12 protein-coding genes are annotated in these 13,873 nt (G+C 56.1%); 6 read left to right on the top strand and 6 right to left on the bottom strand.

The genetic code is table 11. The annotated features are described in order from the left end of the window. Entirely contained in the window at window positions 1-723 is a 723-nt protein-coding gene (gene exbB / locus KTJ90_RS03220; protein WP_181162245.1) for a tol-pal system-associated acyl-CoA thioesterase, read from the bottom strand. A 350-nt stretch (window positions 724-1,073) separates the two neighbouring features. Between exbB and KTJ90_RS03215 the strand changes: the two genes are divergently transcribed. From KTJ90_RS03215 to KTJ90_RS03195, 5 genes are all read left to right on the top strand, one after another. Next, window positions 1,074-2,045, top strand: coding sequence for a TRAP transporter substrate-binding protein (locus KTJ90_RS03215; protein ID WP_499025929.1), 972 nt, complete (start codon window positions 1,074-1,076; stop codon window positions 2,043-2,045). Window positions 2,046-2,094: 49 nt separating this feature from the next. Continuing rightward, the gene (locus KTJ90_RS03210; protein ID WP_110411002.1) at window positions 2,095-2,601 is read left to right on the top strand and encodes a TRAP transporter small permease; all 507 of its coding nucleotides are present in this window, start codon (window positions 2,095-2,097) and stop codon (window positions 2,599-2,601) included. A 13-nt stretch (window positions 2,602-2,614) separates the two neighbouring features. Then, window positions 2,615-3,901 carry a TRAP transporter large permease gene (locus KTJ90_RS03205; RefSeq protein WP_003848476.1) on the top strand — a complete coding sequence of 429 codons (1,287 nt, stop codon included), beginning with the start codon at window positions 2,615-2,617 and terminating at the stop codon, window positions 3,899-3,901. 133 nt (window positions 3,902-4,034) lie between these two features. Further along, the gene (metC, locus tag KTJ90_RS03200; protein ID WP_078804979.1) at window positions 4,035-5,225 is read left to right on the top strand and encodes a cystathionine beta-lyase; all 1,191 of its coding nucleotides are present in this window, start codon (window positions 4,035-4,037) and stop codon (window positions 5,223-5,225) included. Window positions 5,226-5,399: 174 nt separating this feature from the next. Continuing rightward, window positions 5,400-6,062, top strand: coding sequence for a DedA family protein (locus tag KTJ90_RS03195; RefSeq protein WP_003848472.1), 663 nt, complete (start codon window positions 5,400-5,402; stop codon window positions 6,060-6,062). Window positions 6,063-6,112: 50 nt separating this feature from the next. Here the strand turns inward: KTJ90_RS03195 and KTJ90_RS03190 are convergent, their stop codons facing one another. Then, complete coding sequence (locus KTJ90_RS03190; RefSeq protein WP_008925731.1) at window positions 6,113-7,021, bottom strand: AraC family transcriptional regulator; 909 nt, start codon at window positions 7,019-7,021, stop codon at window positions 6,113-6,115. Window positions 7,022-7,225: 204 nt separating this feature from the next. On the opposite strand from KTJ90_RS03190, the gene dkgA reads away from it, so the two are divergent. Then, window positions 7,226-8,050, top strand: coding sequence for a 2,5-didehydrogluconate reductase DkgA (gene dkgA / locus KTJ90_RS03185; RefSeq protein ID WP_003848468.1), 825 nt, complete (start codon window positions 7,226-7,228; stop codon window positions 8,048-8,050). A 99-nt stretch (window positions 8,051-8,149) separates the two neighbouring features. Here the strand turns inward: dkgA and ftsP are convergent, their stop codons facing one another. The 4 genes from ftsP to KTJ90_RS03165 all read right to left on the bottom strand — a co-directional run bounded on the left by ftsP (window position 8,150) and on the right by KTJ90_RS03165 (window position 13,732). After that, the gene (gene ftsP / locus KTJ90_RS03180; RefSeq protein ID WP_003848467.1) at window positions 8,150-9,580 is read right to left on the bottom strand and encodes a cell division protein FtsP; all 1,431 of its coding nucleotides are present in this window, start codon (window positions 9,578-9,580) and stop codon (window positions 8,150-8,152) included. Between the two features lie 141 nt (window positions 9,581-9,721). After that, window positions 9,722-10,459: a 1-acylglycerol-3-phosphate O-acyltransferase gene (locus KTJ90_RS03175; protein ID WP_003848465.1), complete on the bottom strand. Its 738-nt coding sequence runs from the start codon at window positions 10,457-10,459 to the stop codon at window positions 9,722-9,724. Between the two features lie 45 nt (window positions 10,460-10,504). Next, window positions 10,505-12,778 (bottom strand): DNA topoisomerase IV subunit A, encoded by a 2,274-nt coding sequence (parC, locus tag KTJ90_RS03170; RefSeq protein ID WP_140916616.1) that lies wholly within the window; start codon window positions 12,776-12,778, stop codon window positions 10,505-10,507. A 189-nt stretch (window positions 12,779-12,967) separates the two neighbouring features. After that, window positions 12,968-13,732: a transporter substrate-binding domain-containing protein gene (locus tag KTJ90_RS03165; protein ID WP_052250633.1), complete on the bottom strand. Its 765-nt coding sequence runs from the start codon at window positions 13,730-13,732 to the stop codon at window positions 12,968-12,970. Between the last annotated feature and the right edge of the window lie 141 nt (window positions 13,733-13,873).

The raw sequence follows: 13,873 nt of genomic DNA, 5'->3' as shown, positions 1-13,873 counted from the left end.
TTACCCTAAGCGCAGTTTCTGGGCGGTCGCGGGACGTGGAACCTCTTTGGCCACAGTGCCCAGGTCGATGTCACGACTCTGCAACAGCATCACCTGAGCGGCAACATCACCCAGCGAGGCTTTGTAGTTAGCGATCATGCGGGCAAAGACGTTGTAGATCACCACCGCCGGAATCGCAGCGACCAGACCCACCGCCGTTGCCAGCAGCGCTTCGGCGATACCGGGAGCCACCACCGCAAGGTTCGTCGTCTGGGTTTTCGCAATACCGATAAAGCTGTTCATGATGCCCCAGACAGTGCCGAACAGACCAATAAACGGGGCGACAGAGCCGATGGTTGCCAGGAAGCCATTGCCCCGGCCTGCATGGCGGCTGAAAGCAGCCACGCGGCGCTCAAGGCGGAAACTGGTGCGATCTTTAATGCCGTTGGTATCTTCCACACCTGCCGACAATTCGAGTTCATTCTGCGCATCGTTCAGCAGCACGACGCTGTGGCTGTGACCGGTAAACGACTGAGCAATGCGGGCGGCGTCATTAAGACTACGGGCTTCGCCCAGCGCCAGTTGCTCACGCTTCAGGCGGCGCTTAGCGGCGCTGAGTTCAGCATATTTGCCGAAAAAGATTGCCCATGTCACGACCGATGCCAACAACAGGCCAATCATGACGACCTTTACCACGATATCGGCATGTTGATACATGCCCCAAACGGAGAGGTCCGTTTGCATCAAATCACTGGCTACCACGCTGCTTCTCCAACTTCTGATTCAGGGATGCGAAACAAGCGCGAATAATAGCAAAATGGCGGCGAATTGATAGTAGTTCTCATTAGTATTTACAAACCCAACCCTGGTCACAGACCTCGCTTTGACCAGCTTTGCACACTTTCCGTCAGGGACGTTTCGAAAATGTGAAGCTGCATGAAAATTTATTAAAACAACGTTTCAAAATGTGACGCCATTCATTCAATCAACATTACTGCATTTTACTCAGACGCATTTTCACTATGCTGGCTCCACACGGCACTCTGCGGTTAGCCCAGACTCCAGGCCGTCCTACCTCTGCGGGAGACAAAATAATGAGACTGACAAAAACATGCCTGGCCAGTGCCCTGGCGGCAATCATGATAAGTTCCACCGCCACGGCACAGGTGATTAAAGTCGCTGAAGTGCAGCCAGCCGGCTATCCCACTGTGGTTGCCCTGCAACACATGGGCGACAAACTCAAACAGGCCACTGATGGACGGCTGGAGATGAAGATCTACGCCGGTGGCGTGCTGGGTGATGAAGACCAGACGCTGCAACAGGTGCAGCTGGGCGCCATCGATATGATCCGCGTCTCACTGGCTCCGGTCACGTCTATCGCCCCGGAAACCAGCGTGCTGACCCTGCCCTACGTTTTTCGCGACATCGACCACATGCATAAAGTGCTGGATGGTGAGATAGGCAGCGAGATTGCCAGCAAGTTTGATAAGGATCCCAACGCCCGCATGGTCTTCCTGGGCTGGACGGATGCCGGTGAGCGCAACATGATCACCAAGAAGCCGCTGGCAAAACCCGACGATCTTAAAGGTATGAAGATCCGGGTGCAGAACAGCGCCATTTCACTGGCGACGCTGAAAGCGATGGGCGCAAATCCGGTGGCAATGGGCGTCAGCGAAGTCTTTAGTGCGATGCAGACTGGCGTGGTCGATGGCACCGAGAACAACCCACCTACCTTTGTCGCCCACAACTACATGCCGGTCGCGAAGTACTACACCCTCACCGGCCACTTTATTCAGCCAGAGATGATTCTGTTTTCGAAACGTGCCTGGGATCGCCTGAAACCCGACGATCAGACACTGCTGAAAAAGCTCGGTAAAGAGGCACAGGATGAAGAGCGTCAGCTCTGGGCGACCTACACCGAACAGTCGATCGCCAAAATGAAGGCCGGTGGCGTGACCTTCCAGCAGACCGACCGCGACTACTTCGTTAAGGTTACCCAGCCGGTGCGCGATCAATTCGGCGGCAAATATCAGGATCTGATGACCCGAATCGCCGACGTGAAATAACCCTTCCCGCGCCACACTGCCGTGTGGCGTGCTTAATCAGGTATTAATTATGTCTGCTTATACGCGTCTGATGGATGGGCTTTATCTGCTGTGCATGCTGGTGGCCGCCGTGGCGCTGTTAATCATGGTGACGGTCATTCCTGTTGGCATCTTCGCCCGTTACGTGATGAACGGCGCACTCTCCTGGCCAGAACCGGTCGCCATTATCTGCATGATCATATTCACTTTTATCGGCGCGCCGGTCGGCTTTCGTGCCGGAACACATATCTGCGTGTCAATGGTCACCGATCGTCTGTCACCTGCCCGCCAGCGCCTGATGCTGCGGGTCTGCGATCTGCTGATGATCATCACCTGCCTGGTGATCTTCCAGGCCAGTTACAGCCTGTGTGAAGCGATGTGGGTGCAGACGCTCGCCTCACTGCCGGCGGTGACCTACGGCGAAATGTATCTGCCGATCCCGATTGGCGCGATCTTCACCCTGCTGTTTGTTGTTGAGCGATTGCTGACCGGCGATCAAAGTCAGCGACCCATTGTCACACTGGGCGGCACCCACTAATCCGGAGCAGAAGATGGATGCATTAATCTTGATAGGCAGTTTGCTGGTGTTGCTGTTGGTGGGGTTTCCGGTCGCGTTTGCGGTCGGCCTGAGCGCTTTTATCGGCGCCTGGTGGATCGATCTGCCCCTGGAAGCGGTGGTGATTCAGATAACTAATGGCATTAACAAATTTTCGCTGCTGACCATCCCGTTCTTTATTCTTGCGGGTGCGATCATGGCGGAGGGTGGGATTGCCCGGCGGCTGGTCAATTTCGCCTATATCTTTGTCGGCTTTATTCGCGGTGGCCTCTCACTGGTTAACATCGTCGCGTCGACCTTCTTTGGTGCCATCTCCGGATCGTCAGTCGCGGACACCGCTTCGATTGGTTCGGTGATGATCCCGCAGATGGAGGAGAAAGGCTATCCGCGTGATTTTGCCGCTGCGGTAACGGCCAGCGGCTCCGTTCAGGCCGTGCTGACGCCACCCAGTCACAACTCGGTGATTTACTCGCTGGCAACCGGCGGCATGGTCACCATCTCTTCGCTGTTTGTCGCAGGTATCCTGCCGGGACTGATGCTGGGAGGCTGCCTGATGGTGATGTGCCTGGGGTTCGCACGCAAACGCGGCTATCCCAAAGGCGAGCGCATTCCGTTTCGTCAGGCGCTGAAGATTTTCTTTGACGCGTTCTGGGGCCTGTTTACCGTGGTCATCATCATGGGTGGGATTCTCTCCGGTATTTTCACCGCCTCAGAGTCCGCGGCGATCGCCTGTATCTGGGCCTTTTTCGTCACCATGTTTATCTATCGCGACTTTAAATGGAATCAGCTGCATATCCTGCTGTTTCGTACCATTAAAACCGTCACCATCGTGATGGTGCTGATCGCTTTCGCCGCCGGGTTTGGTGCGGTGATGACGTTCATGCAACTGCCGACGATGATCACCGAAGCCTTTACCAGCCTCTCTGATAATAAATATGTGATTCTGATGTGCATCAACATCCTGCTGCTGGTGGTGGGCACGCTGATGGATATGGCGCCGCTGATTCTGATTCTCACGCCCGTATTGCTGCCGGTGGCGACCTCACTGGGCATTGATCCGGTGCACTTCGGCATGATCATGCTGACCAATCTCGGCATCGGACTGATTACGCCGCCGGTCGGCACAGTACTGTTTGTCGCCAGCGCGGTAAGTAAACAGAAGATTGAGCAGGTGGTCGGGGCGATGCTACCGTTCTACGGCATGCTGTTTATCGTTCTGATGCTGATTACCTATATTCCCGCCATTTCGCTCTGGTTACCGCGCCTGATGGGCGTGATGTAACGCAAAGAAAAACGGCCCGTGAGCGGGCCGTTTTTTTTCCTGCGATGCACTCTGATAATCACCATTGAGTCTCAACCCTGCTGGCTGTTTCGTGGTAACGTGAGAGCTTAGTCCGAAGCGGTAAAGGCGACTCATGACCACCAGAAAAATTGATACCACGCTCGTCAATGCAGGACGCAGCAAGCGTTATACCCAGGGCTCGGTGAACAGCGTGATTCAACGGGCCTCCTCACTGGTTTTTGATACCGTCGCGGAGAAAAAACGCGCCACCGCCGGTCGGGCAAAAGGTGAACTCTTTTATGGCCGTCGTGGCACCCTGACGCACTTTGCGCTGCAGGATGCGATGACCGAGCTGGAAGGCGGCGCAGGCTGCGTGCTCTACCCTTGCGGCGCGGCTGCCGTGGCCAATGCGATTCTGGCCTTTGTTGAAGCGGGTGACCACGTGCTGATGAGTGGCGCGGTCTATGAACCGACGCAGGACTTCTGTACGAAAATTCTGGCTAAGCTGCAGGTTTCTACGGGCTGGTTCGATCACTGCATCGGCAGCGAAATCGGTGAACTGGTTCAGTCGAATACCCGGGTTGTTTTCCTGGAATCCCCCGCGTCTATCACCATGGAAGTTCAGGATATTCCAGCGATTGTGGCGGCTGTACGCGCCAAAGCGCCCGAGGCGATCATCATGATCGACAACACCTGGGCGGCCGGTATTCTGTTTAATGCGCTGGCGCACGGTATCGATATTTCCATTCAGGCCGGCACCAAATATCTGATTGGTCACAGCGATGCGATGATTGGTACCGCAGTCGCTAATGCGCGCTGCATCGACCAGCTGCGCGAGAACTCCTATCTTATGGGCCAGATGGCCGATGCCGATACCGCTTACATGGCAAGCCGGGGTCTGCGCACGCTGGGTACCCGTCTGCGCCAGCATGAAGAGAGCGCAATTCAGGTGGCAGAGTGGCTGGCGGCGCGTCCCGAAGTGGCGCGGGTGAATCACCCGGCGCTGGCGCAAAGCAAAGGTCATGAATTCTGGAAGCGCGATTTTAACGGTAGCAGCGGCCTGTTCTCATTTATCCTGCAGGAAAAATTAGACACACCCCAGCTGGCGGAATATCTCGATCACTTCCATCATTTCAGCATGGCTTACTCCTGGGGCGGCTATGAATCGCTGATCCTGGCGAATCAGCCGGAAGAGCTGGCAGAGATTCGTCCGGCGGGCGGTGTGGATTTCACCGGCACGCTGGTGCGGTTGCATATTGGCCTGGAGCATGTTGATGACCTGCTGGCTGACCTGGAAGCCGGTTTTTCGCGCCTGACGCGCTGAGTCGCTCAACAGAAAGTAAACAGAAGATAAACCGGGCCGCGGTGGCCCGCAGTGTTTGCCGGGCAGCGGCTCATTTGTTGTTAAAATTTATCCCGCATCGTTCAGATTGTTGGTGAGTTCACTGTACTGTCTGAACGCAGACGGATTGTTCCTTGTGACGTGATGGAATCGCTAATGGGTGTTTTACACGAGATTGTCCAGGCGCTCTGGCATCAGGATTTTGCCGCACTGGCAAATCCGGATGTGGTATGGGTAGTGTATGGCGTGATGTTTCTGACGCTGTTTCTGGAAAATGGTCTGTTACCCGCCTCTTTCCTGCCGGGAGACAGTCTGCTGTTGCTGGCAGGCGCGATGGTGGCTAAAGGGGTGATGGATTTTGTACCGACCATGGTGATCCTGACGACAGCTGCCAGCCTCGGCTGCTGGCTGAGCTATTTGCAGGGTCGCTGGCTGGGCAATACCCGACTGGTTAAGAGCTGGCTGATGCATCTGCCCGCGCAGTATCACCAGCGCGCCTGGAATATGTTTAACCGTCACGGTCTGATGGCGCTGCTGGTCGGCCGCTTCCTCGCGTTTATCCGCACCATCCTGCCTACCATGGCGGGCATTGCGGGCTTACAGAACAGTCGTTTTCAGCTGTTTAACTGGCTCAGCGGTCTGCTGTGGGTCGGCATTGTGGTGACCTTTGGCTATGGCATCAGCCAGGTGCCGTTCATCAAGCGTCATGAAGATCAGGTGATGGCGATTCTGATGATACTGCCGATGGTGTTGCTGGTGCTCGGTCTGTTCGGCAGCATTCTGGTGATCTGGAAACAGCGTCGCCAGAAACGCGCCTGACGTGCCCACAGCCTCGGGATCCGCCGCCTCCGGGCGGCCGGATCGGCGACCTACAAAGATGAATCCGTCACCGTCTGCCTGACACGATTAACCTCTTCCCCCGGCGTCACGCCAAAATAACGTTTAAATTCCCGCGAGAACTGCGAAGGACTTTCATAGCCAACCCGCACCGCCGCCGCACTCGCTTTCAGTCCATCGTGCAGCATCAGCAATCGCGCCTGATGCAGGCGATAGCGCTTGAGATACTGTAGTGGCGAGGTTTGCGTTACCGCTTTGAAGTTATGGTGAAAGGCTGAAACGCTCATGTTCACTTCTGCCGCCAGCGCATCGACGCTGAGGTTTTCCGCATAGTGATTTTCAATCCGCCGGAGGGCGCGCGCGATCAGGCTGAACTGCGTCTGTCGGCTCACCAGTGAGAGCAGTGCGCCGCCAATCGGGCCGGTCAGCACATAGTAGATAATTTCCCGCACGATGTGCGGCCCCAGCACCCGCGCATCGCGCGGCTGGGTCATCACATCCAGCAGTCGCTCAGCGGCACACAGCATCGGCTCCGTCAGCCAGGCCGAGTGAATGCCCGAGGTCTGTGGCTGCGGCTGAAACTGATCGTCATCACCAATTTCAATCAGCAGATCCTGCAGACTGGCGGTATCGACGTTGAGGCACAGCCCGGCAATGGGTATCTCCGGCGAAGCCCAGGTTTCGCACTCCACCGGCAGCGGCACGGTGAGCATCAGATACTTGCTGGCGTCATACTGAAACACGGTGCTGCCGAGATAACCGGTTTTGCTGCCCTGAAACAGGATCACAATGCCGGGCTGATACATCATCGGCGTACGCGGACGATACTGATTCGCATAAATTAGCGACACATTTTCGACCGGACAGAGACGGTCGTGACCGTGGGTCATTAACGTGACGACCTGCTGTGCCAGCCGGTGACACAGTGCATCGTGCGCCATAGCGACTCCTTTTTCGGACAAAAAGCCAGTTTGCCGTGCGAATGCCTGAATCGCCAGCAGCCAGGAGAATCAGGCAATAAATTTACCGAATCGGGCATAAGACCAGGCGTGCTGTTATCGACTGAGCTAAGCAGGCTGAGAATTGTTGGCTAGACTTAAGCACAGTGAAATCTCACGGATTAACCGCAACGGAAAGGAGCAACTATGGCAGACCAACCCATTATCAAACTGCGCGATGGCAATATGATGCCGCAACTGGGACTCGGCGTATGGCAGGCCAGCATTGAAGATGCACGTCATGCGGTGCTGAAAGCGCTTGAGGTCGGCTATCGTTCCATCGATACTGCCGCCGCCTATAAAAATGAAGAGGCGATTGGCCAGGCGCTCCAGGAAACCGACGTGCCGCGCGAAGAGATTTTCGTGACCACCAAACTGTGGAACGACGATCAGCAGAACGTTCAGCAGGCGATGGAAACCAGCCTGGAGAAACTGAAACTGGATCAGGTCGATCTCTATCTGATGCACTGGCCGTGCCCGGAAAAAGACAACTACGTTGATGCCTGGAAGAAGATGATCGAACTGCAGCAGCAGGGACTGACCAAAAGCATCGGCGTCTGTAACTTCCATGAAGCGCACCTGAAGCGCCTGCTGGATGAAACCGGTGTGACGCCAGTCGTAAACCAGATTGAGCTGCACCCGATGCTTCAGCAGCGTACGCTGCATGCGTGGAACGCGCTGCATCAGATCCAGACCGAATCCTGGAGTCCGCTGGCTCAGGGCGGCAAAGGGGTTTTCGATCAGGAGATCATTAAGTCGCTGGCGAAGAAATACAGCAAGACACCTGCGCAGATCGTGATCCGCTGGCATCTGGATAGCGGCCTGGTGGTGATTCCGAAGTCGGTGACGCCAGCGCGTATCGAAGAGAACTTTAAGGTGTTCGACTTCCGTCTGGATAAGCATGAAGTGAGTGATATTGCGAAACTGGACAGCGGCAATCGTCTGGGTCCGGATCCGGAGACGTTTAACTAAGGGGATGCGTCGCCCGGTGATGCGTACACGCTGCCCTGGAAATGCAGAGTAGCGTGTAATTAACGCGGTCAGGCCGGTCTTTCCAGCCTGACCGCGCTGTTATGAAGTGGGCTGCACCTCAAGCTGCCCCGCCGTACCCCGATCGGCCAGTTCCAGCGTCTGGCTGTAATAGACGAACGGGAAATGATCGGATGAGCTTTGCGGGAAGGTGACCATCAGCTCCACGCTGCCATCCACCCAGACCGTATCTTTCCAGCCACGATCTTCGCCCATCGGCTGCGCCCCATTCACACTTTTAATCAGGAACATCACGCCCTGAATATGCAGTGACTGTGGCCGGTCAGCGTGCAGGATCCAGCGCTCAAAAGTGCCCTGCTGCGCGGTCGTGTCAATGCGGTTCATATCCCAGAGCGCGCCATTAATGCCCGGCATGCTGTCGCCAATGCGGAATTCGCGTGTGCGAACCGCCACACCATCCAGAATCTGATCGGCTAAAAGCCGCATCGGCAGATTATCTGTCACCAGCGGCAGTAAGCCGGTGGGTCGCAGCGTCAGGATCAGGGTAGAGGTAAGAATAGAGGATGGCTCAAAGAAACCGCGCAACCTGTCCATGATGCCCGCCGCCGTACCCGCCGTTATCGACACTTCATCACCCTGCGACATATCTATCAGCACTTCGCGGCGTTCGCCCGGTGCCAGTGACAGACGCTGCACCGCCACCGGTGCAGGCAGATAGCCCTGATCGCTGGCGATGACCATAAACGGACGGTTGTCGCTTAGCACCATCTCATAACGTCGCGCATTTGAGGCGTTCAGCAAGCGCAGACGCACCCAGCCGCGTGACACCTCGACAAAGGGATTGCGTACGCCATTCACCAGCAGAGTGTCACCCAGGAAGCCGCCATCCTGTGGCGGGTCATAGACTGGCGTGGCGAAGTTATCGAGCCGTTTGTCCTGAATGATAATCGGGAAGTCATCGACACCGTAATGCTTCGGCAGCGGCAGCTGTTTGCCGATATCATCTTCTACCAGCCACATGCCCGCCAGACCATTATAAATGTGCGGAGCCATGCGGTTTGGGGTATTAGCGTGATACCAGCAGGTTGCAGCCGCCTGACGAATCGGCAGCACTGGCGACCAGTCCACACCGGCCGACATCATACGTGGCGCACCGCCCATTAACGCCCCTGGCAGCTGCAAACCGCTGACCGTCATGGAGACTGACTCATTCAGCCGATTGCTGTAGATCAGCTTAACGTCATCGCCACTGTAAACCCGAACGGTCGGCCCCAGATAGAGGCCATTAATGCCCCATACCGGCACTTTGTTATTGTCACCATTAAAGGACCAGTGGCTACGCTGCATCGTCAGAAACAGCGGCTGGCCACGACGGGATTCCAGTAACGGCGGAATGGGCAGTGGCGTATCGCCATTAGCTGGAGAAGCGGCGCGCGCCGCATGAGGTAGTACACTGGCGCTAAGCGCCGCTCCGGCAGAAAGCTGGATGAACTGACGTCTGCTGAAAGACATAAAACTTCTGACCCTTTACGCGTGGCGCTGAGCGCCGACCCTGTTTTTATTGATCTGTTTTGCTGTGCTGCGTTCACGACGAGCCGATAAAGGCTCGCCGGGTTGCATCCCTGCAGATGAGTTCGGCGAGTGATTCGCCGGTCAGATTTTTCCGTTTTTTTCGCGTTCGGCGACTTCGGCGTTCAACTCTTCCAGCTTTGCCGCCATCTGTTCGCGACAGTGGGTTGCCAGCTTACGTACCGACGACGACTCGAAAGCTTTAACATCAACCGGTGGCAGCATTTCAACGATGACCAGTCCATTGTTCCAGCGGTTAAGATTGATCTTGCCGTGTGTGTTCGAGACCACAATCGGGATGATCGGCACACCGGCCGCCACGGCAGCGTGGAAGGCACCCGTTTTAAACGGCAGCAAGCCACGACCACGACTGCGCGTCCCTTCCGGGAACATCCAGATCGAGATGCGCTTGCTGTTGAACTGATCCACCAGCTCACCGATGGTGCCGCGCGCTTTAGCCCGGTCATCGCGATCAATCAGCAGATTACCGGTCAGCCAGTAGAGCAGGCCAAAAAACGGCACCCACAGCAGGCTCTTCTTGCCCACGGTGACCGTATAGGGCTGCACCATTTTAGCCGCAGTGACCATGTCGTAGTTGTTCTGGTGGTTGGCGATGTAGATCGCATTACCATAATTCTCTGCGCCTTCCGGTCTGCGCAACTCTACTTTCAGGCCAAACACCGTCGACAATTTGCCGAACAGACGACCAAACGTCGCGACGTGGCGCGGATCGCGGGGTGAAAAAAGACACCAGATACAGCCAAAGATACAGATTAAAATCGAATAAATGATGACGATAATGGCACGCAGAATCAGTAACATAGTTCCCTCATTGAGCCACGGCTGACGCAGGGTCAGCCGGGTAGTTTACGCTTCGCTATCCGGGCTCGCCGGACGCGCAGGCGCATCCAGTTCAACACGATCAATTTTTTGCAGGCCGCGCGGTAACAGCGTGCCGCGACGTCCGCGATCGGCGCGGAATTTCTGGAGTTCTTCACTGCGCAGCAGCATTTTACGCTTGCCCACATGCAGCGTGATAGCGCTGCCCGGCGGCAGAATCATCAGCCAGGCCAGTTTATCCTGACCGGCAGCCGCTTCCGCTGACGGAATCGAGATGATTTTATTGCCCTTGCCTTTCGACATTTGCGGCAGTTCGCCAACCGGGAACATCAGCATCCGTCCCGCCTGTGTAATCGCCAGTAGCATGTCATCTTCATGATGGACGGCCATCGGCGTCATCACGCGGGCATTTTCCGGCAGCGTCAGCAGCGCTTTACCGGCGCGGTTACGTGATATCAGATCGCTGAAAGTACAGATAAAGCCGTAGCCTGCATCAGAAGCCATCAGCAGACGCTGGTCATCCGGCTCCATCAGCACCTGTTCAACGACGGCACCCGGCGGTGGCGTCAGCTTGCCGGTCAGCGGCTCGCCCTGACCGCGCGCGGAAGGCAGTGATGTCGGATCCAGCGTGTAGCTGCGGCCGGTGGAGTCGATAAAGGCCACCGGCTGATTGCTCTTGCCGCGTGCCGCAGCCAGATAGCTGTCGCCCGCTTTGTAGCTCAGTCCGGCCGGATCGATATCGTGACCTTTGGCGCTGCGCACCCAGCCCATCTGCGACAGCACAATGGTGACCGGTTCAGACGGCACCAGCTCGGTTTCGCTCAGCGCTTTGGCTTCTTCACGCTCACGCAGTGGTGAACGGCGATCGTCGCCGTAACTGGCGCTATCAGCCTGTAACTCTTTTTTCAGCAGGGTGTTCATCTTGCGTTCAGAGGCCAGCGTGGCCTGCAGCTGATCGCGCTCTTTTTCCAGATCCGCCTGCTCGGCACGGATCTTCACCTCTTCGAGCTTCGCCAGGTGACGCAACTTCAGTTCGAGGATCGATTCGGCCTGGGTTTCGCTGATGCCAAAACGTGACATCAGAACCGGCTTCGGCTCATCCTCAGTACGGATGATGTCGATGACTTCATCAATGTTCAGGAACGCAACCAGCAATCCTTCCAGGATATGCAGGCGGCGCAGCACGCGATCCAGTCGGTAATTAAGACGACGCTTGACCGTGTCGCGGCGGAACACCAGCCACTCGGTCAGGATCTCATGCAGGTTTTTCACCGCCGGGCGGTTATCCAGCCCGATCATGTTGAGGTTAACGCGGTAGCTTTTCTCAAGATCGGTGGTGGCGAACAGATGGTTCATTATCTGATCGAGATCGACACGATTGGAGCGTGGCACGATCACCAGACGGGTCGGGTTCTCATGGTCAGACTCATCACGCAGATCCTCAACCATTGGCAGCTTTTTATTGCGCATCTGGTTAGCAATCTGTTCCAGCACGCGTGCGCCGGAGACCTGATGCGGCAGCGCGGTAATGACCGCCTCACCCTCTTCCTTTTTCCATACCGCACGCTGGCGAATAGAGCCGCGACCGGTCTGATACATTTTACGGATCTCGTCACGCGGCGTAATGATCTCCGCCTCGGTCGGGTAATCCGGTCCCTGAACGATATCCAGCAGCGCTTCCAGCGTCGTTTTTGGTGCGTCAATCAGCGCAATGGCGGCCTGAGCGACTTCGCGCAGATTATGCGGCGGAATATCGGTCGCCATACCGACGGCAATGCCGGTAGTGCCATTGAGCAGGATATTAGGCAGACGCGCCGGCAGAATTTTTGGCTCCTGCAGCGTGCCGTCAAAGTTCGGCTGAAATTCCACCGTTCCCTGGCCTAGCTCACCTAACAGCAGCTCGGCATATTTTGACAGGCGTGATTCGGTGTAACGCATGGCTGCAAACGACTTGGGATCATCCGGTGCACCCCAGTTACCCTGTCCATCGACCAGCGTATAACGGTAAGAGAACGGCTGCGCCATTAATACCATCGCTTCATAACAGGCGCTGTCGCCATGCGGATGGTATTTACCCAGCACATCACCCACGGTGCGCGCGGATTTTTTAAATTTGGCGCTGGCATTGAGACCCAGTTCCGACATGGCGTAGATAATGCGTCGCTGTACAGGCTTCAGCCCGTCACCGATATAAGGCAACGCGCGGTCCATGATGACGTACATCGAATATTTTAAATACGCATCCTCGGTAAAGGTATGCAGGGCAAGACGCTCTGCACCATCCTGCGTCAGTTCACTCATGAATTTCTCATCCTCACATCGTGGCCCACAACGGCGGGACACCCGGCGGTGGTTTGGCGAGGATAGTACCTTATTCGCCAGTGTTAGTCACAGGGGAAGCGCGGGACAGCAGGCGTCACTCAGCGCGATTTCAGTCGCCGGAAGTACCTGATTCTCGCGCCAGGTGCATGGACTCTCAGCGCGAGTGCGTCAGGGCTTTGCGCCCATCCACTGGCGGGCAATATCACGATATTCGCCGGTGGCGGTGCTGAGATGCACCCACTGGTCGACATAGAGCTTCCAGCTGATATCGTCACGCGGAATCATATAAGCCTTCTCGCCATACTGTAGCGGTTTGTCGGGATTGATCGCACAGAGCGTCGGGTAATGCTGCTGCTGAAAACGCGCTTCAGAGGCATCGGTAATCATCACATCCGCCTTTTTATCCACCAGTTGCTGGAAGATGGTGACGTTATCGTGGAACAGCGTCAGTGAGGCTTTCGGCAGGTGGCTGTGTACAAAGGCTTCGTTGGTGCCGCCCGCCGGTTCAATCAGCCGCACCTCAGGCCGGTTGAGCTGTTCAAGGGTCTGGAAGCGATCTTTATCTGTGCAGCGCACCAGCGGGATTTTGCCATCCACATCCAGCGGCCGGGCGAACCAGGCGGTCTGCTGACGTTTCAGCGTGACGGAGACGCCGCCGACGGCGATATCACACTGTTTTGCCAGAAAGTCAGGCATCAGGGTTTTCCAGGTGGTCGGTACCCACTCCACTTTCGCGCCGAGCGACATCGCCAGTGCGTTCGCCATGCTGATATCCAGCCCTTCATACTGACCATCCGGGCGAAGAAAGCTGTAAGGCTTGTAATCCCCGGTGGTGCAGACCCTGAGCGTTTTAGAACTGAGAATGGTGTCGAGATGAGATTGTGCCTGGACCGCACTGCTGGCCAGCAGTAAAGAGAAAACGATTTTTTTCATTTTGATGTTTTCTTGACTGTTTTCATAGTGAGTTTGCCCAACGATGGTGCCATAAACCGGCGTATTGTTGCTGCCACAGCAAAAGTGTTGTGATCTACCTCCCATTTTTCCGGGAATGGCGCACGTGTAAGCTAGGCGACA

The organism is Pantoea jilinensis, assembly GCF_019104105.1.
GTDB classification, from domain to species: domain Bacteria; phylum Pseudomonadota; class Gammaproteobacteria; order Enterobacterales; family Enterobacteriaceae; genus Pantoea; species Pantoea eucalypti.
The sequence above is the reverse complement of the archived record's forward strand: the minus strand, read 5'-3'. Positions and strand labels throughout refer to the sequence as shown.